The sequence below is a fragment of the Paenibacillus sp. sgz302148 genome, assembly GCF_056120465.1.
The window spans coordinates 1-25730 of the sequence record NZ_JBVYOJ010000039.1; the positions used below are offsets into that span (position 1 = coordinate 1).

Annotated in this window: 17 protein-coding genes; 14 read left to right on the forward strand and 3 right to left on the reverse strand. The window is 52.5% G+C overall.

The features are described from left to right. The first annotated feature begins 212 nt into the window (after window positions 1–212). From AC0LWM_RS31580 to AC0LWM_RS31595, 4 genes are all read left to right on the forward strand, one after another. On the forward strand, window positions 213–869 hold the full coding sequence (locus AC0LWM_RS31580; RefSeq protein ID WP_474679023.1) for a TetR/AcrR family transcriptional regulator: 657 nt from the start codon (window positions 213–215) through the stop codon (window positions 867–869). Between the two features lie 77 nt (window positions 870–946). Beyond that, window positions 947–2062: an alpha/beta fold hydrolase gene (locus tag AC0LWM_RS31585; protein WP_474679024.1), complete on the forward strand. Its 1116-nt coding sequence runs from the start codon at window positions 947–949 to the stop codon at window positions 2060–2062. Window positions 2063–2355: 293 nt separating this feature from the next. Beyond that, entirely contained in the window at window positions 2356–3708 is a 1353-nt protein-coding gene (locus AC0LWM_RS31590) for an Nramp family divalent metal transporter (RefSeq protein WP_474679025.1), read from the forward strand. Between the two features lie 146 nt (window positions 3709–3854). Next, window positions 3855–4223: an ArsR/SmtB family transcription factor gene (locus tag AC0LWM_RS31595; protein ID WP_474679026.1), complete on the forward strand. Its 369-nt coding sequence runs from the start codon at window positions 3855–3857 to the stop codon at window positions 4221–4223. 48 nt (window positions 4224–4271) lie between these two features. Here AC0LWM_RS31595 and AC0LWM_RS31600 read toward each other — a convergent pair whose 3' ends face one another. Then, window positions 4272–5375 carry a cation diffusion facilitator family transporter gene (locus AC0LWM_RS31600; protein ID WP_474679027.1) on the reverse strand — a complete coding sequence of 368 codons (1104 nt, stop codon included), beginning with the start codon at window positions 5373–5375 and terminating at the stop codon, window positions 4272–4274. A gap of 214 nt (window positions 5376–5589) precedes the next feature. Here AC0LWM_RS31600 and AC0LWM_RS31605 point away from each other — a divergent pair, with 214 nt between their 5' ends. The 6 genes from AC0LWM_RS31605 (at window position 5590) to AC0LWM_RS31630 (ending at window position 13364) form a co-directional block, all read left to right on the forward strand. Then, complete coding sequence (locus tag AC0LWM_RS31605; protein ID WP_474679028.1) at window positions 5590–6366, forward strand: N-acetyltransferase; 777 nt, start codon at window positions 5590–5592, stop codon at window positions 6364–6366. Then, entirely contained in the window at window positions 6363–7475 is a 1113-nt protein-coding gene (locus AC0LWM_RS31610; RefSeq protein WP_474679029.1) for a DegT/DnrJ/EryC1/StrS family aminotransferase, read from the forward strand. Before AC0LWM_RS31605 ends, AC0LWM_RS31610 begins: the two co-directional genes overlap by 4 nt. Window positions 7476–7579: 104 nt before the next feature. Continuing rightward, window positions 7580–8689, forward strand: coding sequence for a DUF6385 domain-containing protein (locus tag AC0LWM_RS31615; protein ID WP_474679030.1), 1110 nt, complete (start codon window positions 7580–7582; stop codon window positions 8687–8689). 225 nt (window positions 8690–8914) lie between these two features. Further along, complete coding sequence (locus AC0LWM_RS31620) at window positions 8915–9565, forward strand: tetratricopeptide repeat protein (protein WP_474679031.1); 651 nt, start codon at window positions 8915–8917, stop codon at window positions 9563–9565. After that, window positions 9562–11481 (forward strand): glycosyltransferase family 2 protein, encoded by a 1920-nt coding sequence (locus tag AC0LWM_RS31625; RefSeq protein ID WP_474679032.1) that lies wholly within the window; start codon window positions 9562–9564, stop codon window positions 11479–11481. Before AC0LWM_RS31620 ends, AC0LWM_RS31625 begins: the two co-directional genes overlap by 4 nt. After that, window positions 11478–13364 (forward strand): glycosyltransferase family 2 protein, encoded by a 1887-nt coding sequence (locus AC0LWM_RS31630; protein WP_474679033.1) that lies wholly within the window; start codon window positions 11478–11480, stop codon window positions 13362–13364. Before AC0LWM_RS31625 ends, AC0LWM_RS31630 begins: the two co-directional genes overlap by 4 nt. A gap of 45 nt (window positions 13365–13409) precedes the next feature. Here the strand turns inward: AC0LWM_RS31630 and AC0LWM_RS31635 are convergent, their stop codons facing one another. Further along, window positions 13410–13886, reverse strand: a complete 477-nt coding sequence (locus AC0LWM_RS31635; RefSeq protein ID WP_474679034.1) for a DUF6385 domain-containing protein — start codon at window positions 13884–13886, stop codon at window positions 13410–13412. A 72-nt stretch (window positions 13887–13958) separates the two neighbouring features. Further along, the gene (locus AC0LWM_RS31640) at window positions 13959–14576 is read right to left on the reverse strand and encodes a DUF1796 family putative cysteine peptidase (protein ID WP_474679035.1); all 618 of its coding nucleotides are present in this window, start codon (window positions 14574–14576) and stop codon (window positions 13959–13961) included. A 163-nt stretch (window positions 14577–14739) separates the two neighbouring features. Between AC0LWM_RS31640 and AC0LWM_RS31645 the strand changes: the two genes are divergently transcribed. The 4 genes from AC0LWM_RS31645 (at window position 14740) to AC0LWM_RS31660 (ending at window position 25566) form a co-directional block, all read left to right on the forward strand. After that, on the forward strand, window positions 14740–15813 hold the full coding sequence (locus AC0LWM_RS31645) for a M42 family metallopeptidase (RefSeq protein ID WP_474679036.1): 1074 nt from the start codon (window positions 14740–14742) through the stop codon (window positions 15811–15813). Between the two features lie 489 nt (window positions 15814–16302). Next, on the forward strand, window positions 16303–23250 hold the full coding sequence (locus tag AC0LWM_RS31650) for an Ig-like domain-containing protein (RefSeq protein WP_474679037.1): 6948 nt from the start codon (window positions 16303–16305) through the stop codon (window positions 23248–23250). A 262-nt stretch (window positions 23251–23512) separates the two neighbouring features. Then, the gene (locus AC0LWM_RS31655) at window positions 23513–24055 is read left to right on the forward strand and encodes a cysteine hydrolase family protein (RefSeq protein ID WP_474679038.1); all 543 of its coding nucleotides are present in this window, start codon (window positions 23513–23515) and stop codon (window positions 24053–24055) included. A gap of 65 nt (window positions 24056–24120) precedes the next feature. Then, entirely contained in the window at window positions 24121–25566 is a 1446-nt protein-coding gene (locus tag AC0LWM_RS31660; RefSeq protein ID WP_474679039.1) for a nicotinate phosphoribosyltransferase, read from the forward strand. The last annotated feature ends 164 nt before the right edge of the window (window positions 25567–25730 follow it).

Genomic DNA, 25730 nt, shown 5'->3' on the forward strand with positions numbered 1-25730 from the left:
AAAGTACCGCAATGCACAAGGAAGAAGAACATCGGAAAGCCGGATGAGGGAAAACCTCACGTCCGGTTTGATGAGGAGGGGCTGAATTACTCAGCCCTTTACTCTACTGTTAAAATTGTGTTGACAGCTAACGATCGTTAGCTTAACATGAGCGTTAACAGGCTAACGATTGTTAGCTAATCTGAAACGGTTGAAAATCGGAGGTGTAAATAATGCCTGAAAACGATGACTTTACCCCATACTCGGACTTAAACGGCGAACCGATCACAAGCGCGACGAAGCGACGCATTCTGGATACGGCCGTCGAGCTGTTTGCGCAGCGGGGCTACAGCGGCGCATCCGTGAGAGATATTACGAAGCTGGTCGGTATCAAGGAAAGCTCGCTATACAAGCATTTTACGAGCAAGGAGAGTATTCTTGAAATGCTGTTCATCCATTTCCGCCGTGAATTCGCGAAGATCATCCCGCCGCTCGAGCATCTCGATTGGATACTGGCGAACATGACGCCGCAAGCGTTTCTTGAGCGTGGCGTGCAAAACTTCAAGGAACATTTCGCCGATCCGGTCAACCGTCAATTATGGCGCATCGTTTGCATCGAGAAGTATCGCGTTCCGCTGGCACGCGACATTTATTTTGGCGACATTGTCGGCAATACGACGGAATTCATCGCACTTGTTTTCGCAAAGTGGATCACGGCCGGTAAAATACGCTCGTTCGATCCCCGGACGATGGCGGTCAGCTATCAATATCCTCTGTTCACGATGATAACGGAACTGGTCGCACTTCATTCCGAAGAAAAAGATACGGTCCCCATCGAACGAAGGATGACGGAACATGTCGCGTTTTTTTGCAATGTCATTGTGATATAGGGGGGACGTGGCGATGAGACCGGATCGCCGAAATCATTCGCTTTTATGAGAAAAAAATGACGGGGATGGATGATACAATGAAACTGGCACTTATTGTTTTGGCGGTAGTGATAGGAGCCTTTCTGATCGCGCTTATCTGGAGACTTACGTCGCAGCGCGCCTTATTGCGGAAGAGCTTGCGAACCGCGGCAAATGGCGGCGTAGCCTCGGCGGAGTCCGTTAGGATCGGCGGCGTCGAACAGTGGATATTGTTGCAGGGGGAAGATGCCTCCAAGCCGGTGCTTCTCTTGCTGCACGGCGGTCCGGGAGCGCCGTTGCCAGGAGTCAGCTCGCGCGGACTTACGTATAGCGGTTTCCCGGCTCCGTACGTCGGCGAATTGACGAAGCATTTCGTGCTCGTTTACTGGGATCAGCGGGGAGCCGGGAAGTCGTATTCGAAAGCCGTAACGCCGGCATCCATGAATTTCGCCCAGCTTGTCGCCGATACCGGAGAATTGACGGACTGGCTGCGAAACCGATTCGGGCAGCGAAAAATTTACATGGCGGGATCGTCATGGGGAACGATTATCGGACTAAAGGCCGCAGCTAAATATCCGGAAAAATATGCGGCATATTTCGGCATGCAGCAAATTTTGAACTGGACGGAGAGCGATCGTCTGGCCCATGCTTGGGTGGTAGACCAGGCACAGCAAACAGGAAACGACAAGGCGGTCGCTGAGTTGACGAAAGTCGGCTTGCCCCCTTACCCAAGTGCGACTTGGGGCGTTTTGCGGAAATGGCTCATGAAATACGGCGGGTTCGGAGCCGGAAAAGACACGCCGATGGCCTCGATCTTCGGCACGGTATTCAAACAGCTGCTGACCTCTCCGGATTATACGTTCGGCGATTTGAAGCGGATGGGAGCCGGCATGAAAATGACGGCCGACTGTATGCTGTCGGAAATCCATGCGCTCGATTTGGTTTCGGAAATTTCCGAAATTCGCGTTCCCGTCGTCTTGTTCCACGGACGGCACGATCGGACGCAGCCGGGCGAAATTGTAGAGCGGTATTTCAGAAAGCTGGACGCGACTCAAGGCAAATCGCTTATATGGCTTGATCGATCCGGCCATATGTATTCCCGGGAAGACGCGCTGCTTGTCGAAAAGCATTTGATCGCTTTCGCGCAAAGGAGAATACTGCAAGTCGCCAATTGAATATAAACGCTACGGAAGCTGCATCATTGCAGCTTTTTTCATTTATAATGAAAAATCGCTACACGGGGATGTTCCGGAACATCAGCCTCAACAGTTAGCAAAGCTGATATTGCAGAAAACTTTTTTAACCTCGATCTATTGACAAAAAAAGTTTCCGGCATACAATATAGATATAAAGTTTCCTTAGTGCAAAACTTTTTGTCCAACGACATACTGTTGTACTTTGCTAAATAATATAGTCGAGGTGAACTTAAGTGAGCGATAAAGCAATAGTTACCCGGGATCAATCCTATGTGGCAACAACAAAAGCCAATACCGCAACGATAGCGGAAAACGGCTGGCGGAAGGAACGGGATGCGCCGTCGTTGCCGGAAGTGTATCGCAGCATGAAAGTACCGAAGTCCGGTTCTTGGTTGAAGAAGTTTCTTGCATTTGCCGGACCGGGATATCTGGTCGCCGTCGGGTATATGGATCCCGGCAACTGGGCGACGGATATTGCCGGCGGCTCGATGTTCGGATATACGCTGCTGTCCGTCATCTTCATCAGCAACTTGATGGCGATTCTGCTTCAGGCGCTTGCCGGCAAGCTCGGTATCGTTACGGGGCGGGATTTGGCGCAGGCGTGCCGCGATCATTACAAAAAACCGGTTGCCTTCGGGCTATGGATCCTTTGCGAATTGGCCATTGCGGCATGCGATTTGGCCGAAGTCATAGGCGCGGCAATCGCGCTCAACCTGCTGTTCGGCATTCCGCTTATTTACGGCGTACTCATTACCGCGCTTGACGTACTGGTCGTTTTATACTTGCAGAACAAAGGCTTTCGGTTTATCGAATCGATCGTCATCATCTTGATGGTCACGATCGGCGGTTGTTTTGCAGTCGACATCTTCCTGTCGAAGCCCGATGTCGGCGGCATTATGGCCGGTTTTGTGCCAAGCGCGGAGATCGTTACGAATCCGGTGATGCTGTACATCGCAATCGGGATTCTTGGCGCAACCGTCATGCCGCACAACCTGTATTTGCATTCCTCCATCGTGCAAACCCGCAATTTCGAGCAAACGAGCAGCGGCAAACGGAGCGCCATTAAATATGCAACGTGGGATTCTACCATTGCTCTGCTGTTCGCCTTATTCATCAACGCGGCGATTCTGATCGTTTCGGCAGCGGCCTTCCACGCCAACGGCAGAACGGACGTTGCGGAGATTCAACAAGCCTACGAGCTGCTTACTCCGGTTTTGGGCACGGCCATTGGCAGCGTTTTGTTCGGCGTAGCGCTTCTCGCATCGGGGCAGAACGCGACCTTGACGGGAACGCTGGCCGGCCAGATCGTCATGGAAGGTTTTCTGAACATCCGGCTTGCTCCTTGGCTTCGCCGACTGATTACGCGGTTGATCGCCATTATTCCGGCCGTAATCGTAACGGCAGTTGCCGGAGAGAGCGGCACCATGCAATTGCTTATTTTAAGCCAGGTAATCCTGTCACTTCAATTATCGTTTGCTGTCGTGCCGCTCGTTCAATTCACGAGCGACCGCAAAAAAATGGGCGAGTTCGCTAACCCGCTTTGGCTGAAAGTGCTCGCATGGGTTGTAACGGCCGTCATTGTTGGCTTGAATACTTATCTTTTATATCAAACCTTTTTTGAATAATTGGATTCGATGAACTTATCGGCGCAGGACATTCTCGAGATATCGAGGGTGTTCTTTTTTTGTTTTCGCCCGCTTTGCATTTCGTTCCGAGGCATGTACAATAAAAAGAAGGCAACGTATATTATCGGAGAAACGGGTGGAACCTAATGTCAGATTTGCTTCAGGATCGGTGTGACGACATGTGTGAAGGAACGGCAGCGGGTCAGGTTGCCTTGATTAAAGAACAGATGATTTCGGAGTCGACGGCTTCGAGCCTTGCCGACGTGTTCAAGGCGCTGGGCGATCCGACGCGGGTGAAAATCATTTATGCGCTCGTGCAGAACGAGCTGTGCGTGCACGATTTGACGATCGCTTTGGATATGGGGCAATCCGCAATATCCCATCAGCTTCGGTATTTGCGGAATCTGCGTATCGTGAAGCGTAGGAAGGATGGGAAGACCGTCTTTTATTCGCTGGATGATGAGCATATTGAACAAATCTTTGTACAGACGCTGCAGCATATCGGGCACGAGTAAAAAGGCTTCGTCAGTAAAATAAAGAAAAAAGCCGCGGAGACGGCTTTTTTAAACCGTAAGCTCCGCGTGCTGAAGTTCGGATTTCTCCACTTGAATGGTTGTATGCTTAATTCGGAACGTTTCCTCGATGCTGTCGATCGCCTGCTGCAAAATGCGCTGGCAATCCGCGTCGTCCTCCACGAGCAGGTGACAACTTAACGAATCCATTCCCGATGTAATCGTCCAAATGTGCAGATCATGAACATTCCGGACGGCGGGAATTTGCATCAGCAAAGCTTTGACCTCATCTGCATTGACCGTAATCGGCGAACCTTCCATTAAGATATGAATCGCTTGCTTCACAACCTGCCAAGCCCCTCTCAAAATGAGCAATGCAACGACAACGCTTATGATCGGATCCGCGATATACCAATCGAACAACAGCATCAGCAGACCGGCGACAATCGCACCGACGGAGCCGAGCGCATCGCCGAGGACATGCAGGTAGGCGCTTCGGACGTTGATGTTATCTTTGACGTCGCTTTTGCGCGTGAGGGCCCAGGCGCTAAGCAAGTTGGCGAGCAACCCGACACCCGCAATGATCATCATGGCGCCGCTGGCGACGACCGGCGGATGCTGGAAGCGTTCGATCGCTTCCCGTATAATAAATCCGGCAATGACGAACAAGGTAACGGCGTTGAACAGGGCGGCCAAAATTTCAACACGGTAAAATCCGTAGGTTTTGTTCGGCGAAGGCGGTCTGGCCGAAAACCACAGGGCAATCAAGCTAAGCAGAAGGGCGGCCGTATCGCTCAGCATATGACCGGAATCGGACAGCAGTGCCAAGCTGTTCGTCAGCAGACCGCCGATAAATTCAAGCAGCATGACCGTTGCGGTGATGATCAGGGCGATCGTTAGCCCTTTTCTATTACCTGCCCCGTGATGATGATGGCCTCCGATCCCGTGATGATGGTGGTCGTGGCTGTGATCGTGGCCATGATTATGATCATGACCGTGATGTGATTGCCGCCGTGATGCGGCGGCCTCGCTTCGCCGAGGTTCTTCGTGCTTGTGACCTTCATGCTCCTTGCCTTCGTGCGTATGACGGCTACCGCGGTCTTGGGCATTATGAGTATGATCGCAATTGTGATGCTCCTCGTGCTGTTTAGACATAAGCAAAAACTCCTTCCTCATTTCACCATGATTCCAAATGTAAAAGCTGATTTTTATAATGATGCTTCTTTCATTTAAATAACATATGAACAAATGCTCATATGTTATTATATTGTTATTGTACACGATGTTTCAGATCTTTTCAAAAGTCACGACACGGGTTTGCTCCCAATATACTAATAAGAATACATTCGATGGGTAACGAGGGATGCGGATGAACTATAGTCACTTGCCACCGAGTGCAGGCGTCGGTATGCATGCTGTAATCGAAGAAGGAGCTGCGATCGGGGAGCATGTCAGCATCGGCCATTTCTGCATTATTGCGCGAGATGCCGTTATTGGCGATCGGGCTCAAATCGGCCACCATAGCGTTATTTTACCCGGAACCGTCGTCGGGCATGATGTTGTCGTCGGCTCCCATTGCGTTCTCGGGATCAAGCCGCGCCGAACCGAAAGTATGCGCCTAACCGCCGATTCAGGCAGTCCATTGCGCATCGGGGATCGAACGTACATCGGCAGCCTGGTTACGCTCTATCGTGATGTCGAAATTGGCAAAGACGTATTTATCGGGGATCAAGCGAGCATTCGCGAAAGGGTTGTGATCGGTGATTCCAGCGTTGTCGGAAGAAGCGCGGTTATCGAGCTGAACGTCGTGATCGGAAAACGATGCACGATTCAAACATTGGCTTACGTGACGGGTGACACGGTGCTGGAGGATCATGTATTCATCGGTCCGTGCGTGGCCATGTCCAATGACAAATATATGGGTGCAGCGGCATACACGCTTCAAGGACCTCATCTGCACAGGGGAGCCAAAGTCGGCAGCAACTCAACGCTGCTGCCCGGCGTGCACATCGGAGAGGATACGATCGTCGGCGCCGGAGCGGTCGTGACGAAACCGACTCAGTCGGCCAAAACGGTCGTCGGCGTTCCTGCGACTCCGTTTAAGGTCGAACCGATCGCGGATCCGAGCGGAGAGGAAGGGCCATGATACCGCTTGTCGATTTGAATGCGGAATACCGTTTGATTCGACCTTTGATATTGGAGGCTGTGCATGACGTATTGGAAAGCGGTGTTTTTGTTCTAGGCCCGAAAGGGCGAGCCATTGAAAAGCGGATCGCCGATTATCTCGGGGCGGGGTATGCGGTTGGCGTTGCGAACGGGACGGATGCGCTTGTCCTTGCATTGGAGGGGCTTGGCATCGGAGCCGGAGATGAAGTGGTGACGACGCCGTTTTCTTTTTTTGCCACTGCGGAAGCGATCGTACGGGTTGGCGCAACGCCGGTTTTTGTCGATATCGACCCGTTGACGTACAACCTGAATCCGTATTTGATCGAGCCTAAGCTGAGCCGGCGGACGAAAGCGATCATTGTCGTACATTTGTACGGTCATCCGGCGGATATGGACCCAATCGTGGAGCTCTCGCATGCGTATGGTCTAAAAGTTATCGAAGATATGTGCCAATCGTTCGGCGCAGAGTATCTTGGTCGGAAAACGGGAGTGATTGGCGATGCAGCCTGCATTTCGTTTTTTCCGTCAAAAAACTTAGGCGGTTACGGCGACGGCGGCATGGTGGTTACGAACGATGCGGAATTGCATGAACGAATCGGCATGCTTCGCAACCACGGCAGCCGTGAAAAATACAAGCATGAGATGATCGGCACGAACAGCCGGCTCGACGAGCTTCAGGCTGCGGTGTTAGGCGTTAAGCTATCATTCGTCGATACGTGGAACGACCGAAGAAGGCAAGCGGCTGCACGTTACAGCCGGGCACTGCAAGGTTCCGTGAAAATCCCGTTCGAATCGCCGGATTCCGTTCACGTTTATCATCAATATTGCATTGAATCGGAGGGTCGCGACGGGCTTGCCGCTTTCCTCGCTTCTCGGCAGATCGCACATGCCATTTATTATCCGAAGCCGCTGCATCTTCAAAAGGCACTAGCCCACCTAGCCTATTGTGAAGGGGATTTGCCGGTAGCGGAGCAAGTGTCCGGTCAAATCCTTGCCTTGCCGATGCACGGCGTCATTACGGACGATCATGTTGATGCCGTCATCTCTGCAATTGCTGATTGGAGCTCGCATCGCGGCGGCAGAGGCTGACAACCGTGGTTGGGTGACTCATTTTCGTAGTCGACCCATACGTTTTCCTTCGTTTGCCATAACGTATAGTAACCAAGTTATTGCATTTGAAGGAGGGAGTAGAATTGCCTAACTTTTCAGTCTTCAACCCGGACCCGCAACAATTAAAAACGCTCATCTACGGCTTCGACGGAACCGACGCGAAACCGATCAGCACGGATACATCAGGACGTTTGAATGTCGGTACGGTGAGTACCGTGACGGCGGTTCAAGGCGCAACGATCACCGGTGGTACGCTTTCGTCGGTGGGTACGATCAATACGGTGCAGACGATAGACGCGGTGCTTGGCGCCACGATCACAGGCGGTACGGTATCAGCTACGATCACCGGGGGGACTTTATCCGCCGTAGGTACCATTAACACCGTGGAAACAGTAGGCGCTGTTCTCGGCGCGACAATTACGGGAGGAACGTTGTCTGCCACGATCACCGGCGGAACGTTATCATCCGTGGGCACGATCAACACGGTACAGACGATAGACGCGGTGCTTGGCGCAACGATCACCGGTGGTACGCTTTCGTCGGTGGGCACGATCAACACGGTACAGACGATAGACGCGGTGCTTGGCGCCACGATCACCGGCGGAACGTTATCATCCGTGGGCACGATCAACACGGTACAGACGATAGACGCGGTGCTTGGCGCAACGATCACCGGTGGTACGCTTTCGTCGGTGGGCACGATCAACACGGTACAGACGATAGACGCGGTGCTTGGCGCCACGATCACCGGCGGAACGTTATCATCAGTGGGCACGATCAACACGGTGCAAACGATCAACGCGATTCTTGGCGCCACGATTACAGGAGGTACGGTCAACGTCGGCACCATTACAACGATATCGCAGGCGAACTTTACCCAATTCAGTTCTACAGACATCGCCGTAGCCAATACGGGATTCACCCCGATCGCAACAGCTTCGATCACGCGTTCCACCTTCCCGTATAAAACGTATTCTTATTTCGTCGTTAGCCAAGGCGCCGCGATCAATCTACGCGTTGAAATCAGCTCGGACGGGACGAACTGGTTCGTCGATCAGACGGCAACCTCGCTGACGGCAGGAACGAACGTACTTGTACCGATCAGATTTTTGAAATATACGCGTTTATCCTACGGACTCGTGCTTACTTTAACGAGCGCGACGATCGATGTCTATCTGGATGCGCAAGTGTAATCTTGCGTAAAAACGCTTGAGAGACTTGGAACGGAATGCCGCCGGTAACGGACGGCTTCCGTTTTATTTTGCCGGAATGTGCGGTCCTCCGAAAAGGAAAAACCATGCATACGGACATCATGTGCGCGCATAAAAAGTTGAATACGGAAGCTTCGGCAGGCGATGCGGTTGATTGAAAGTTTCGTGAAAGCATGGGGGGAAGTACGTTCGCGGGAGGTGATCTGAATGGGAGATGAAAGCAGGGCCGAGTACGCGGCAGAGGCTGTGCCTGAGCAGGTGGAAAACGAATCGCAAGGCATCGCTCGCGAACGAGGAGAGTTGCCCTTCGCCGAAATGCTGGAGGCGATCGCTGCGAATGACGCGGATACGTTACGGCTTCTGGCAGAGTGGCCGGAGGAGCGCAAGGAACAATTGCTGCAATATGCGCTGCAAGAGAAACATTTTCAAGTCGCCGTGCAGATTCGTCAGTCCTGTGCTGTGATAAGCGATTTACGATTTGCCAAGCTGCTGTATGCGAACGGATTCGAGCTTCAAAGCGCGAATTATTTCCTGGATGCCTTAAGCAATCGGACGCTAGATCTCGAAGGTTATCAGCGGCTGGGGCAAATCTTGTATTCACGCGGCGTTTATGAGGAAGCGGCTTCTTTCTTTCAATACGTGCTGGATCAATCGCCGGATCAGGGAGCGATACGCACGGCGCTGCTGCTGGCGAATTTGCGCCAAAGCCAAAAACTGCTGCAGGAGTCGCTGCAATTGTTCCCGAGCTCGAACTATTTGCGCGAGGAGCTGAAGAAGCTGGAGACAACGGTTGAACGGCTGGAGCAAGCTTCCGCATTTCCGGCATCTCCGTCTTCATCGGGAGCGAGCGGTCCATGAGTAGACGCAAGCGCAAACACAATCATAATCGAAGTGAGAATCAAGTCGAGGCAGCAGAACGACCGCTGCTTTCTTTATGTTTAATCGTCAAGAACGAGGAAGCCGTATTGGCCCGTTGTATTCAGAGCGTCCGCGAAGCAGCCGATGAAGTTATCGTCTTGGACACCGGCTCAACCGACAGAACGGTTGGCATAGCCGAGGAAAACGGAGCCCGCGTTCATCGCTTTGCATGGGTGAATGATTTTGCCGCCGCACGAAACGCGGCAATCGACAGGGCCAAAGGGCAATGGATTCTCATCCTTGACGCGGATGAAGCACTGTATCCCGGACACGGCAAACGGCTTCGGGAAAAGCTGGAAGGGCTTGCGCCAACGGAAGCGGAAGCTTTTTTCATGCAGGTCGTCAATTATTACGGGTTTCGGGACAAACGGCTGGGCTCCACGGTTTGTTCTTCGCTGCGCGTTTTTCGCAATGTTCCGGGATACCGGTATCGCGGCAAAATTCACGAGCAGATCGTCGATCCGATCTTAAAAGCGAATCCGCAAGCGAAGCTGGTGTTCACGGACTTGCAAATCGAACATGACGGTTATTTGGTTGAAACCGTTCAAGAGAAGGGAAAGTCGCAGCGCAACATCGCTTTATTGGAAAAAGAGCTGGAGGAATCCGTCGATCCGGCGTTTCACCGGTACAATATCGCGGTTGAATACATTCGGCTGAACGATTATGAGAGAGCGCTGGCCGAGCTCGCACACTGCAAGAGCTACCCGTACTTCCGGAATACGAGTTATGCGCATACCGTATTGCGGCAAGAAATCGATTGTCTCGATGCGATCGGACGTGTCGAGGAGGCGATCGAAGCGTGCCGGAAAGCGGTTGACATCTTTCAAGATTATACCGACCTGCACCTGCGTCTCGGGATGCTGCATTACCGGCTTGGGCGATGGGAGGAAGCAAAGGAAGATTTTCTCGCCGCGCTGCGAATCGGCAATCCTCCGGCGCACTACAATACGCAGAGCGGGGCAGGGACCTACATTCCTAGCTTTCACCTCGGCAAAACATACGAACAGCAAAGAGACTTTCCTCGCGCGATCGAAAGCTATCTTCACGCGTTGCATCATAATCCGGCGTCGCTGCCGCCGTTTCTGCGTATCGTCAGCTTGCTCGTGCGGACGACCGATGCGAGGGAACTGATGGACCGATTGCAAGGCATGTTCCATGTTCAATCGGATAAATCTTGGTGGAGCATCGCGCTTTCCTTTTACCATCTCGGACTGTTCGAGCATGCGGCAGCGGTGTTGTCGGAGCGGGAAACTCCGGCGGAGAAACGTCAGGAGAAGGAATGGATGCTTGTATTGTGTACGCTGCTGCTTGCCGATCGCGAAGATGCTGCCCTTCTGGACGAGACGTATCTGAAGCCGCAGGAGGGAAAGGAGGCCAATACGTTTTCAAGCCGCATTGGATTTTATCTCGCTCTGAAGCATAACGATGACCGGGCGGCTCAAGCTTGGCTGGGGCGGCTCGAATCGGAAGGGGCGCATGCGTTCCTGCTGAATATGTACGCCTATATTGTATACGGACCGGAAATCGGTACTTTCACGATCCCGCAAGAGCTGATTCATTCGGCATCGCAGAAAGTATGGAGCGAGTTGGGCTTCTTGTATCTTCTGGCGGAGCGGGACCGCCAGCCAGAGCTTCAGAGAAGAGTGCGCACCTATTGGCGCGCCTTGATCTCGTTGATGCCCGATTCGAAGGAAAAAATCGAAGGCCAAATCGCATTCGTCCGGGTGCTGCACGTACGCGTCCATCAACTGATTCTGACGGCACCGAAGGACGATGTGTATTCGCCTTTGTGGCATGAGACGACGACCGGTCTAATGAGTCTGATCGACGATGTGTTTTTGGGGGAGATTGTATGAGCGAACCGCTTATTTCGCTATGTATGATCGTGCGCGACGAGGAAGGGCATTTGCACGATTGCATCGCGACGGCACAGCCTTATGCGAGCGAAATTATCGTCGTGGATACCGGATCCAATGACGGGACGGCTGAGCTCGCTATGCTTTTGGGAGGAAAAGTGTTTTCGTATCCTTGGGGCGATCATTTCGCGGAGGCGAGAAATTATGCGGCGGCGCAAGCTGCCGGCGAGTGGATCTTCGTGATGGATGCGGACGAACGGGTGGAAATGTTCGACTGGGAACAGGTTCTGCCGTTATTGGTCGACCCGGAGGTCGGAGGCCTATACGTAACGCGGCGCAATTATTACAGTGAACAGGCGGGAAGTGGTTATGAGACCGAAGCCATTTGCCGGCTGTACCGTAACATCCCCGGTATCGCGTACCGGGGACGGGTTCATGAAGACGTAAGCGAAAGCGTGGCGGATTCGAAGCTTCGATTAGCCGTGGCCGGCATTATAATCGGGCATTACGGCTATGTGAAGTATGCCGTCGCAACCAAGGCCAAATCGGAACGCAACATTCGGCTGCTCCAGCTAACGCTTGCCGAAACGCCGGACGACCCATACGCATTGTATGCGCTGGGTAGCGAATATTTTCAAATGGAACAGTACGGATCTGCGATCCCGTTTTACGAGCAAGTTGTCGTACCAGCAAATGCCGGTTACGCAGCCGACCATGTTTATAAGCTTGCGTTCGCGTATCGGGCCGTGCTGCGCAAAGACGATTCGTTGCGCCTTGCCGCACGGGGGTTGGAGCAGCATCCCGGCAGCGTAGAGTTGATCGATCTGCTAGCTGCGCTTTATCTGGAGACCGGGAAATATGAAGAGGCGCTCCGCATGGAGGACGGGACGCCGACTCCGTATTTATGCTATTGCAAAGGGATGGCGAAAGAACGTCTGTTCGATTGGTCCGAAGCGTCGGACTTCTATGTGCGGGGGCTGGCGATCCAGCCGAACAATGAAGCCATCTATTCACGTTGGCTCGATATCTCGTTTCTTGCCGAAGGCTCTATTGCCGGCGTAGTCCGTTCGCTTCTGGAAAAGCTGCCGGAGGCGATGGATAACGAAATGAAATGGGACGCGTTTTTTCAACATGCCATGAAATGGCACGCAGGCGATGAAGCTTTGCCGATATTACAGACGATGGAGTACCCCGCTCCTTTTAAGAAGAATTCGGACACGGGTCCCGGGTCCGAGCCTCCGGGAGAGATTGTTTTTCTGAAAGCCGTATTCCTCGCGCAATCCGGGCGGTTGGAACAGGCTGCCGAGCTGCTTGAAGGGCTTGTCCGGCTTCGCGGGCTGCGTCACGACGTCGTTTATTTATGGGCGGTTCGCAATGTGAAGATCGACCGGTTTGTCCGACTCGACGAGCTGGTTTCAAGTCGGGCAATTCATCCCGAATTGATCCCACTCGCCACAGCGCTCCTAGATGGCGCACCCGGAACCGAAATTCACCCGGCCGTTAGCTCGCAAGCTGCATTCGCCTTGTTATGCGTAGGCGCATGGGACGCTTTTCTGTACTTGGTCGATAAGGTAGGCGGTCGGAACAACGCATTCATCGTTACGAATGACTGGTTTCCGGCACTGCTGACTTCGCCTGTCTACGTTCGAAAGCGGCTGCTTGAGAAAGGGGAGAACATATTGCCTGCCAATGGAGCGCTGCAGCTCCGGTTGTTCCGGGCGATGCTCGCATTGTCCCTTGGCCGCAAAGACGAGAGCTACGGCTTATTGCAGCGGCTGAAGCGGGATTACCCACATCGGCTTGAGCCGACGATCGGATTGGTTGCGATGCTGACGGATTCGGCGCAGTCGCTCCCTTACTTGCTCTTGGCGGGCGAACCGTAGTCATCGAGATTACCAATCCTTCGTCGAGCCGATTACCGAAGCATGCTAACGGATACTTTCTTGCGCCTGGAAATAAGCGTCGACCGAAGTCGGTTTGCCGGATGCCTGGGATTTAAGGCTTAATCGCGTATATTTCATGAAGCGGATCGGAACGACGACCTTGGTGCTATGCGGCGGCACGGTTTCCTGCACTTCGGATGCGAAGTTGGTTCCGTTCGGGCTAATTTCGATTTTAACTTCGGCCGCGTTGTTGCCGCGGTTAACGATGGCATAGGAATATACCGATTTTAGCGAAGTGTCCTGGCCCGGGACCGGCTCCCAATCATCATATGTCGTGATATTCTTATACAGCTGCTCCGTAAAAAGCGTAGCGGGGCGTACCTTGCGGGGACGAGGACAAGGCGGCTTTGGACGACGGCATTTTTTCTTGCGTCGTTTGCAGGGGGGAGCTGGCGCGCAATGTTTTTTGCAGGCGGAAGTGAAGGCAGAATCGCAACTTGCGATATACGCTTTTCGGGTCAATCCGATGTCTCCCCTTTTGATGTCGGATAGGGTAATATATTCCCCTTCGCTGCACATGGGACACGGCGAAGTTCACGGATTGCCGGTTAAGGTTACGCCATCGAATATATTGTTCCATAAGTCATTGCACTCCTGCTGCAGCGGCATATGGATCGCGCAAATACGATCCAAGGGCCAGTTGCATTCCGTTATCCCATGATGAGGCGAGTCGTTGACGAGCAATACGCGAAAATCGCCGGGCAGCATCGCCGATAAAACGTTCTGCAGGGCCGCCGCTTCTTGAAAGGAGCCCCCCAGGCGGACGAACAATATGGATCGGCAGGTAGACATCCGTCTCAACATTCGTTCGGCGCGCCTGTCGATTTTTATTTTGCAATCCGGCATGGCGGATAGGATGTGTATTCCGTTCGAGTCTAGCGGCAAGTCGTGTAGAAGCTTGATCCGATAGACGGAATCTTTTAGAACAAGCTTGTCCTGATAGGGCTCGTATACAAGCCGGGAAGACTCCATAAATCCGGCGAAGCGGTTATGCAGCAGCATATTGACGTGCGTGAGAGACTCCGACAGCATCCAGTCGAGCACCCCGCTGTAAGGCCGCAATCCGTTGCGCTGCAGCTGAATCGCTGCTATGCAGTTGGACCCAAGACTGAATACGGCGTCGTAGCTTCCTTTCAGTTCGGATAATTTCATGTCGATTCCCTCGTTTTATAATAATCTATGAATCTAGTTACGATATCGTATTCATTGTTGTAGAATTGAGACTGGGCCAGCGCAATAATAACTAATAAGCTTCGGATAAGTTGCGCATGATGGTATAATGGAAATAATTTCGATGCGAAGGTGATGATTGAAGATGGAAAAAGATACGCTTGAACTATTCCGCACATTAACCGAGCTTCCGGGGACGTCCGGCTTCGAGCACGATGTCCGTGCTTTTGTTCGCGAGCAGCTCGCGCAATATACGGATGAATTGATTCAAGACCGGCTTGGCAGCGTGTTCGGCGTCGTTCGCGGCGACAATAACGGACCTAAAATCATGGTCAACGGACATATGGACGAAGTCGGCTTTATGGTCACCGGCATTACCGACAATGGAATGCTGCGATTCCAGCCGCTTGGCGGATGGTGGAGCCAAGTGCTGCTCGCGCAGCGGATGCAGGTCATTACGAAGAACGGGCCGGTTATCGGCGTGATCTCTTCGATTCCGCCGCATTTGTTGGACGAGTCGTTGCGGAGCAAGCCGATGGATATGGCGAAAATGTTCCTTGACGTAGGCGCGGACAGCGCACAAGAAGTAGCGGAAATGGGCATTCGCCCGGGGCTGTCGATCGTGCCGGTGTGTCCGTTCACGCCGCTTGCCAGCGGCAAAAAAATTATGGCCAAAGCATGGGACAACCGTTACGGCGTGGGCCTTGCCATCGAGCTGCTGAAGGAGCTGAAAGGTGCAACGCATCCGAACATCGTTTATTCTGGAGCGACCGTCCAGGAAGAGGTCGGATTGCGCGGGGCCAAAACAGCCGCAAGCCTCATTCGCCCGGACATCTGCTATACGCTGGACGCAAGCCCGGCGAACGATATTTCGGGTGACAAGCATGCGTTCGGCCAGCTTGGCAAAGGCACGCTGCTGCGAATCCTCGACCGGACGATGATCACGAACCGGACGATGATCGAATTTATTCTCGATACGGCGGAAAGCAACAAAATCCCGTATCAATATTTCGTATCGCCGGGTGGAACGGATGCGGGCGAGGTGCATCTGTCGGACATCGGCGTACCGACCGCGGTTATCGGGGTGTGCGCCCGATATATTCATACGTCGGCGTCCATTCTTCACGTTGACGATTATGCCGCCGCGAAGGAGCTTCTGGTCAAACTGGTTAAGGCTACCGACCGGACAACCGTCGAGACGATTACGAAGAACGCTTAATCCTTGCAGAATATTACATACGATGAACCCGAGAGGCGTCTGCCCTCGGGGTTTTTTGTGTTTGACGAATGATAGATTCAGCACACTGCTTTCATAATTTCGAATGCGTCATGATGACAAACGACGCGGAATCTGCGTTTTATCGATGACAAATCATAGTCCGATGGAAGGTAGATAAGAGTTTGTTTCTGCCGTATTGTATTGGTGGTGAACAGAAGAGTAGGGAAAGGAGCGGTAATATTGTAAGGTGTAACGAAACGCTTATTGCAGGAACCGGACGCAAAGTTGAGCCCCAAATCATCTTCGAATTCCAAAGCATATCCAATCGCCCGCAATTGAAGTCGAACCGCCACGACCGCCGAATACGGCCAATAGACATCGAACCGAATGACAGCGCTTTTGTACGATTTTGAATGTAAAAAATGATTATCGACGTATTCAAAGGTTTATTTAGATGTGTGGCCGAAGCCACGATCGGAGAGGAGCGTTATGTTTCGATATTTTCGCAAGAATAAAACGAGTTTTATTGTGTATGTTCTGATCGTTTGCCAATTGGCGCTCATGGGGCCGCCCGCAGCATCCGCAGCTGATTCAACCGGCGGTGAAAATACGCTGGATCCTCAAACCGTCATTCAAGAAATGATCGGCGGTCTGGAATCGCCGGCGCTAGCTGCGCCCCCGCCTCCCGCACTGGAGCCGATTTCGAGTCCGACGAATCAAAGTCCTTTGATCGTCAAAGGAACGGCAACGCCGGGGGCGACGGTAATCATCCGTTATGGCTTAGTAGGAGGAGAGCTCGAGCAAATTCCGCCGCTCACCGCGGACGAGAACGGAATATTCGATACCCAAATTGCGTTGACGACCGGCGACGGAAGGTATGTCGTTCGGGCGAAGGCGATCGTGGACGGCGTAGAGAGCTTCGAGCCAGGCGTCGAATTCGAATATGACGGGACGGTGCCGCAGAAGCCGAGAAACGCCAGATGGGTATTAATCCCAGCCGAAAAAAGCGGTGTCGTGCTGATTTGGGAAATTCCTTTTTTCCCGGGATCCGACAAATGGGACACTACGATTTCCCATTACGAAGTGTACCGCGATGGGGATTTGCTAACAACGAAGATTGATACTGCATATCCCGATTGGAATCTAGGTGACATGCAATTTCACGAATACGCCATCGTCGCCGTCGACCGGGCGGGTAATAAGTCCGAACCTGCCGTGATTAAGGCGGGAACGGGTTATTTTGATGCGGTACTTGCTTCGCCGAGCACTGCGCGCGGCTTTTCTAACGGCGTCACTTACGAGCAGGAGATGAACGGAAGCGGGACGAAAGTCTCTTTTCTCTCCAATGCAACGGATCTGGTGTCGCAGCCGCTTGGACAACCGGGGGCGTACCATTTGTACATGAGAGACATAAGGAATAACCAAACGTCGCTCATCGGCAAGGCGGAAAATAAAAGTAGTGATCAAGGAGGCCGGCTTGCGCTGGATGCTTCCGGAAACGTTGCGGTTTACGTATCGGATGGCCGCGAAACGGCGGACGATACGGATGACGAATCGGATATTTACGTCTACGATTCGGAAGCGGGCAACGTTCGTCGAATTTCTGAAGGGAGCGGGAACGCGCATTCGCCTGCCGTTTCGGACGATGGAACTTTGATCGTATATGAGCGATCTGGTGATGCCGGCAGCGAAACCGTTTTATATAACCGGAGCAACAGGCAAACAATCGTTATCGGTTCCGGCGGGCATCCGACGATTAGCGGAGACGGCAAAACAGTGGTTTACGCGATTACGGAAGGACTCGCCATTTATGACGTTGCGAAAGCGAAAATCGAAACGGTTCCGCTTTCCGGCGGTCTCGAGGAAATTCTCGAAACAAGCTCGAGCGCGGATGGCCGTACGATTGCCTTTACCGTAAAACGTATGGATGCGAGCCAAACCGTATATATTTATCAGCGTTCCGACGGGTCGCAGACCGAAGTGTACGATACGCCGGGCGAGTCGAGGTTTGTACTGCTTCACCCTAGAGTAAGCGGAGACGGACGAAAATTGCTGTTCGAATTTGACCACGCGAACGGCAACGACTTTTACAGTCAAGCGGACCATGGCATTATGCTGTACGACGTCGCCGCGAAGGAGTTTACTCCGATCGGCAATCAGGCGCTCGTCTCCGAAAAAGCGACGTTCGATGCGACCGGCGGAAAGGTTGCTTATATTACAAGCGATTGGGAGAAGCCGGATCGACGGAACATTTACTTAAAATGCTTCCAGTCTTGCGGGGATACCCCTCCGCCAGCAGATAAACCGATCGAATACGCCGACATATATTTTCAAAATATGGTCAATAGTCAAGTGGTGATCGGCTGTTCATTTACGGTTGCCGCCATGCACGAAAAAGGCAAAAAGCTGCAAGCAATCGTCACGATCCGGAAATCCGACGGATCCGAAGTGAAAGAAACTGCCGAAATGAATGAAAGCGAAACCGGATTTTATCGTGCGAGCTTTACGCTGCCGCCTGGGGCAATCCGGATTGAATCCGCCAGGGTGGAACGAACGGACAAACCGGAAATATACAAAGATTTGGCGCATTTGCCGGTCAAAGTAGCGGGACAGCTGAAGGTCAAGCTGCAAACGGCGTATACCCCGCTGCTTACGAATACGAAAATCATGGCAATCAGCGCAAGCAAAGGTACCGGCAACCAAATCAAGACGGACGGCCATGCCGAATATATGTTCCCTGTCGGCGACGCTGACGATTATACCGTTCAAGCCTTTAATTCCGATGGCATCGTTCTTGGCACATTTGCGCCTGTTATCGTGAAAAACGGCGAGGAGAGCGAAGCGACACTGAAGCTGACCGCGGCGACAAAGCTCGACGTATACGTCAAAAACAACTATGGCCAGATGGTTGCCGGCGCCAAAGTTGTCGTGGAGAAAAACGGTGCGAGCAACGTATATTTGACGAACAGCAAAGGGATCGTCAACGTTCCCGGCCCTCACTATCAAGGCGACAAAGTCAAAGTGAGCGTGATTAAGGAAAAGCCGTATATGCAGGTAGATCCGCAGGAGATCGTGCTGAATGTCAGCGGCAACGAACTGTCGTTCGATTTGCTGCTGCTGCAGGAAGGCCAATTGAAAGGCAAAGTGACCGATGAACAAGGGAATGCAGTCGGCAAACCGCTGCAAGTCATCTTTTATAACAAGTCCCGAAGAGTTGTTACGACAACAGGAGATGACGGGCAATATCAGCTCGATCTTCCCGAGGACGCCTACAACATCCAGGTCGTCTCCGACCAAGCTCCGTATTACGGGATCGTATACGGATCCAGTCCGTATGTTGTCATTAGAGCCCATTCGGAGCATACGAAAGACTTAACCGTGGGCACCGTTGCGATTCGCCCGATGAATATCCATTTGTCGATCAAAAAATTAGATAATTCATGGGAGGATATGCCGCTTCCATCGCATCCCGAAGCGACGTTTTACGGCCTATCCGTCAAGAGTAAAAGCGCCAACTTCTACGGCAATGCGAACAATATCCGGCAAAATCAGCTGTTTGTTCAAGGGGAAGCCGGAGATATCGTTACGGTATGCTCCGACGGGGTACTTGCCGGCTATACGAAGGATTGCAAGGACGTTTCCTTGAACGGCGCCGGCGAAACCGAAGTGGAGCTGCAAATCAAGGAAGTCGCCAGAGTGCAAGCATCGATAGGTACGAGTTTCAACAGCAACTTAAGCAATCTCGTCTTGGAATATATCGACGATCAAGGCAAAAGCTCGACGGTCGGGTTTTTGAACCTGAAAGGAAAATTGCTCAGTCAATCGCTCGCGAAACCCGGTAACTATCGGTTAACGTTAATATCGAACCGGTTTTATTATACCGGTTATTACAGTCCTGCCCATGATATTGAGCGTCTTGTTTTGAAATCGTTCCAGATCGCCGAAGGGCAAATTCTCGATTTGGGTCCGGTCGTCATTCCGTCGCTTGCGTCCGTATTTACCGGAAAACCAGGCAATATGCTGGAAACGACGACACCGAAGCTGGCCCCTGGCGGAATCGCCAAATTCCGTGCAACGTATAAATATGGAGGTTCTTGGACGAACCCTAATGCACAGCTGTTGATTCACGTGCCAAGCGGCGCTGAGCTGCTCACGAACAGCGTCGTCTTGAACGGAAGCCCTACAGTGGCAACTGCCGCAGGAGCGGGAGTATATGCAATCGATCTTGGCGAAATGAAAACGAACTCGTCCGGTACGCTTTATTACCAGTTGAAGATCGCCGACAACGCCAAAAAAGGCAGCATGGACACGTTCCTGGACATTAAATTCCAGCGGGCGGAAAACCAGCCTTACGAGACCGAAACGATCGGCAGCGAACGGCTCCACATTGGAATCCTGGAATTGATCGCACCGAATGTCGTGCCTACGCGTTCCGTTTATGTTCGGGGAACCGGACCTGCAAGCGCAAATATCGACCTCTTCATTGACGGCAAAGCGGCAGGGCAATATCCGATATCTGCCGGCGGCACATGGGACGCGACGATCGAACTGGAGCATAAGCCCAAATCCGCGGTTTGGCAAGACAATCCGCTGTATCAATTGACCGCAAGCGTCAGTTCGGACGATGGCGTCATCGACACGGATACCGCCTATGTGGAGTATGATGCGGAATATCCGGTCATTACGAACGTGGAGATCAAACAACCGTTCAAGTCCGTTCAATTGGATACGTCCAAAGGGGTACCGAGCGCTTATATGTCGATCTCAACTTCAAGTTCGGTCACTTTTAATGTGAAGACGACCCATCCGGAGCGAGTCGAAAAGCTGTCGTTATATACGGGAGTAATGGTAGACGCTACGTACGACAGCAAGGCGAACGTATTTCGCGCGGGAGTCGACCCGTCTCGCAATCGTCTGAGTCCGAACGGCATATTCGTAAAATACGATACGCTGCCGAAGCCATACGAGCAAAAGCAGCCTACCCAAGAGGAGTTCGAGCTGGCGAAGCAGCAGCTGCCTGAGCCTTGGAAGAACGCGACAGCGGTCATGGCGACGCAGGAGGAAACCGACGCCATATTGGAGGAGATGGGAACAGAGCCTTCCACGCTTGCGGAGACCACGTATACGTACCAAACTCCGTTTGTGAAGGTTAACGTCTCCGGCAAACAAAATGAAGACTTCTATACCCGATTTACCTTCAAAAAGCTGAGCAACTATACGCCAAAGCAACAATACAAAGTCAAAACGGCAATACCGTATTCGGATCTAAGCATCGGATTCAGCGGCCGTACGCTTCGTTACAGCTTTGTTGTGCCCGCTAGCTTCTATCAAAAACAGTCTATCGGCTCGGTGACGACATTTGGCCAGAATGAACATATCCTTAACGTCCTGGAAGTATATATGCCGAAAACGTTCGGACCGTTCAATAAACTGTGGGCAGCCAAAGATATAATAGCGAACTACGCCGATCTGAGTAAATTCAGGGATGAAGTGCTGAAGTTTCAGGACGACGTCATCAACAGCGAATGCCATGCTCCAACCGTGAAATATTTCAACGACCAGATCGAAATTTTAGCTAAAATTGCTGAAGCCGAATACTCGATGAAGTATGCGATCGGGGCCGTAGCCGCGGCATTTATGACCGTTGAATTGCCTGTCGTGCTTGGGTTTTCTATTGCGACGGGGACAACAATTGCCAGCGACATGTCCACAATGGATAGCGAACGGATTTTCAAAGAATTGAAAAAGGAGTTTGCCGACGTTCAAAAATGGCGTGACGATATGGCCAAAGCGGGTGTATTTCCGCGCTGCGAGGACAACAACGATGACGACGACGATACGCCGCCTCCGCCTCCTTCGGATCCGCCTATCGCTCCGCCGGGAACTAAGCCGCTTGCGGACATGAGATGGTCTTATGATCCGAGTGGTTATGTATACGAAGGGATGACGTCGAATCGAATCAAGGATGCCGTCGCCACGGTATTCTTCAAGGATGAGGCGTCGCGTTGGACACAATGGGATGCGAGCGAATACGGGCAGATCAATCCGCTAATCACGGACAACGAAGGGAAATACGCCTGGGACGTGCCGGAAGGCTTGTGGAAGGTACGTTACGAGAAAGAAGGTTATGTACCGGCGGAAAGCGCGGAGCTGACCGTATTGCCGCCGCATTTCGACGTGAATATTCCGCTTGTTTCCTATCAGGCGCCGGGGCTCGCTGCGGCGTTCGGACGTAATGGCGGAGAGTCGATTCAATTCAACTTCAGCAAACCAATGCAGACGTCTTCGGTGAACACTTCTAGCGTCATCGTGAAGGATGGTGTCGGAACTCCGGTAGCCGGCACGATCGAAGCGGTTCAGCCTGAGACGGGGACGAACGGCGTGCAGCTCGCCATGTCCTACCGGTTCATCCCGGCCAAAGGACCGCTTGCGGGAGGTACCTACACGGTGAATGTGTCAACGGCTGCACAAAGCTATGCCGGCACGATGCTGGAGGAGGACGCAGTCAAGGAAGTTCGGATCGATCCTTCGGCACAGACACCGGAAATTGTGATGAGCTTAAATTTGACGGCCGGTCATCGAGTCGTAGCCGCAACATGGGAAGAAGCTTCATCGGAAGCGGCGAAAGGGATTCACTTGTACATCCGGAAAATCGGCGAGGCTTGGGGCGAACCGGTTAACATCTCCGCCGGTGAACGGCAATATACATTTGCCGGGCTGGAAGACGGCACGGATTATGAAGTGAGGCTAGCTACGGTTGGTCTTGACGACCGGGAGTCCGAAGGTGTCATGAGCAAGGCAAACACGATGGAAATGCCCGCTTCCGCGGTAGATACGACTGCGCCGGCAGAGGTTGCGGATGCGAACGCTCAAGCGGTAGGCCGTACGATTCGAGTGACGTGGACGGATCCGACGGATGCCGATTTTGCGAAGGTGCGTATTTCGTGGAAGGAAAAAGGCAGCACCGCCGGTTGGAGCATAGGTTATGCCAACCAGGGCGTGCAGCAGTTTGACATCGAGGAATTAAGCGTAGGAAAGAGCTACGAGATCAAGCTAGTTACAATCGATAACTATTTAAACCAATCCGAGGGTAAGGTATTGGAGGCCGGCACTTCCGATACGCAACCTCCAGGGGATGTGACAAGGCTTAAGGCAAGTACCGATAGAACCAGCATTTCGCTCAATTGGGTAGATCCGAAGGATGCCGATCTGGACCATTTGATGCTCTCGTGGAACGAAAAAGGAAGTAAGGCAAAGCCACAGTCGGTCTTAATTGCGAAGGGCGCTCAAAAACATACGATCGGCAATTTAAAGACGGGCAAGGTATATGTCGTTGAAATTGTCGCATTCGACGCTTATTCCAATCGATCGAACGGCGTGAAGATTGAAGTCAAAGTGCTTCCTACGCCGCAAGACCCGAAGAAGAACCCGAAATAGAACCCGAACTCGATTCCGGGGCCATTCCCCCTGGGTAAGACGCAATCGGGAAGTGGCAGAGATTTTCGATCTGAAGATCCCGTCACCCGCGAGGAAATGATCCAGAATAAAGTTTATTAAAAAGAAGCGATCCCTGTCGTCTTATGCGACGAAGGGACTGCTTCTTTTTTTATAGTCCAAGCACATCATTGAGATCATTCTATGTTTTTGCATTATTTTCATGTACAATGGAATGTAAAATCTTAGCGAGGGAGTGACGCAGATGAGAGCTTTGATTGTCATCGACTACACCTATGATTTTGTCGTTGGGAGGCTGCCTGTCGGGGAACCGGGAGTGGCGATCGAGGAGCGGATCGTTCAACTGACGGAGCAATTTGTCCGTGATGGGGACTGGGTTGTCATGGCGGTTGACGTCCATGACGAAGGAGATCCGACTCATCCGGAAACGAAGTTGTTCCCGCCGCACAACATTCGCGGCACCTCCGGGCGGGAGCTGTACGGGAAGCTGAAGGATGTATATGAGACGAACAAGGATTCCATCTACTGGATGGACAAAACGCGATACAGCTCCTTTTGCGGAACCAATCTTGAGCTGAAGCTGCGGGCGCGCGGCATAACGGAGCTGCATTTGATCGGAGTATGTACCGATATCTGCGTGCTGCATACCGCTGTGGATGCGTACAATAAAGGCTTTGCCGTTACGATTCACGCCGACGCTGTCGCAAGCTTCAACGCCGCAGGGCATGACTGGGCGCTTGGCCATTTTGAAGGCTCGCTCGGCGCGACGGTAACCGGGAAAGCATGAAATCATGTAAGGTTGTATGGATGTAAGGAAGAAAGCATCATCTGCAGGAGGAGCTTGGACACCGAATGAATCTTAACCATATCGCACTGCATACGGACAAATATCAGATCAACATGATGTACGCACATTGGAAGAACGGAACGCACCGCAATCGCGCCGTGTTCGAGGCGTTCTTCCGGAAGCCGCCGTTCGGCAACGGGTATGCCGTGTTCGCCGGACTGGAACGGATTATCAGCTATATCGAGCAATTGAGATTTACGGAGGAAGCGATTGCTTATTTACAGCAGCAAGAGGAAAATTACGATCCTGCGTTCTTGGTGGAGCTGCGCAATTTTCGTTTCAGCGGCAATTTGCATTCCGTCCCGGAAGGTACGGTCGTATTCCCCAACGAGCCGCTCATCCGCGTAGAGGCAGCAGTCTTCGAAGCGCAGCTGGTTGAGACAGCGCTGCTCAATTTCATGAACTACCAGACGCTTATTGCGACGAAGGCTTCGCGCATCAAACAGGTGGCGGGCAGCGAAATCTTGCTGGAATTCGGCACGCGCCGCGCTCAAGAGGCCGATGCGGCGTTATGGGGAGCAAGAGCTGCGTATATCGCCGGTTTTCATGCGACCTCGAATATGCTGGCCGGCATGATGTTCGGCATCCCGACCAAAGGGACGCACGCGCACTCTTGGGTGCAGGACCATGCGACGGAGGAGGAAGCGTTCGCCCATTATGCCGATGCGCTGCCCGATCATGTAACGCTGCTCGTCGATACGTATGATACGCTGCGCAGCGGCGTGCCGAACGCGATCAAGATCGGCAAAATGCTGGAGCAACGGGGCAAAAAGATGCGCGGCATCCGAATCGACAGCGGCGATCTGGCTTATCTGTCCATTAAAGCCCGCGAAATGCTCGACCAAGCGGGACTGGATTATGTGCAAATCGTTGCTTCGAGCGACCTGGACGAATATACGATGATCAACTTGAAGGCGCAAGGCGCCAAAATCGACGTCTGGGGTATCGGCACCCAATTAATTACCGCAGCGGATCAGCCGTCGCTTGGCGGCGTGTACAAAATTGTCGCGCGTGAGCAAGACGGCGAATACGTGCCGACGATCAAGCTGTCCGGCGATCCGGACAAAATGACGACGCCGGGCTTCAAGGACGTATACCGGATCGTCAACAACGAAACCGGCAAAGCGGAAGCGGACTACATCGCGCTTGTCGAGGAAGATGACATGAAGCAGGGCAAGAAGCTGAGGCTTTTTCATCCGACGCATACGTATTTGCAGAAGTTCGCCGAGAACTATACGGCGATTTCGCTGCTCCAGCCGATTTATGAACAAGGCAGCCTCGTCTATACTTCTCCCGACCTGGAGCAAATCCGCGTATATCATTCGGAGCAGTTGAACTTGTTTTGGCCGGAATATTTGCGCAAGCTGAACCCGGAAATTTATCCCGTCGACTTGAGCCAGCGGACGTGGGACATGAAAATTGCTTTGATCAAGGAGTTTCAAAAACGGTAACGAGAACATCATTCAATAACGGAAGCGCTGATTCTACGGAATCGGCGCTTTTTTGTTTTTGCGCGCCTAGCCAAGCTAGACGCAACTAGCCGGTGCAAGTCCGGCCGAGGTAGGAGCCAAGTCGCCTCGTAGCTGACAGGCAACTGGTGAAGAGATTCTAAGGT

Coding starts and splice junctions, on each gene's coding strand:
- AC0LWM_RS31585 (WP_474679024.1), top strand. CDS start 947: ATGAAACTGGCACTTATTGTTTTGGCGGTAGTGATAGGAGCCTTTCTG.
- AC0LWM_RS31655 (WP_474679038.1), top strand. CDS start 23,513: ATGAGAGCTTTGATTGTCATCGACTACACCTATGATTTTGTCGTTGGG.
- AC0LWM_RS31625 (WP_474679032.1), top strand. CDS start 9,562: ATGAGTAGACGCAAGCGCAAACACAATCATAATCGAAGTGAGAATCAA.
- AC0LWM_RS31645 (WP_474679036.1), top strand. CDS start 14,740: ATGGAAAAAGATACGCTTGAACTATTCCGCACATTAACCGAGCTTCCG.
- AC0LWM_RS31630 (WP_474679033.1), top strand. CDS start 11,478: ATGAGCGAACCGCTTATTTCGCTATGTATGATCGTGCGCGACGAGGAA.
- AC0LWM_RS31580 (WP_474679023.1), top strand. CDS start 213: ATGCCTGAAAACGATGACTTTACCCCATACTCGGACTTAAACGGCGAA.
- AC0LWM_RS31660 (WP_474679039.1), top strand. CDS start 24,121: ATGAATCTTAACCATATCGCACTGCATACGGACAAATATCAGATCAAC.
- AC0LWM_RS31600 (WP_474679027.1), bottom strand. CDS start 5,375: ATGTCTAAACAGCACGAGGAGCATCACAATTGCGATCATACTCATAAT.
- AC0LWM_RS31650 (WP_474679037.1), top strand. CDS start 16,303: ATGTTTCGATATTTTCGCAAGAATAAAACGAGTTTTATTGTGTATGTT.
- AC0LWM_RS31640 (WP_474679035.1), bottom strand. CDS start 14,576: ATGAAATTATCCGAACTGAAAGGAAGCTACGACGCCGTATTCAGTCTT.
- AC0LWM_RS31605 (WP_474679028.1), top strand. CDS start 5,590: ATGAACTATAGTCACTTGCCACCGAGTGCAGGCGTCGGTATGCATGCT.
- AC0LWM_RS31595 (WP_474679026.1), top strand. CDS start 3,855: ATGTCAGATTTGCTTCAGGATCGGTGTGACGACATGTGTGAAGGAACG.
- AC0LWM_RS31610 (WP_474679029.1), top strand. CDS start 6,363: ATGATACCGCTTGTCGATTTGAATGCGGAATACCGTTTGATTCGACCT.
- AC0LWM_RS31620 (WP_474679031.1), top strand. CDS start 8,915: ATGGGAGATGAAAGCAGGGCCGAGTACGCGGCAGAGGCTGTGCCTGAG.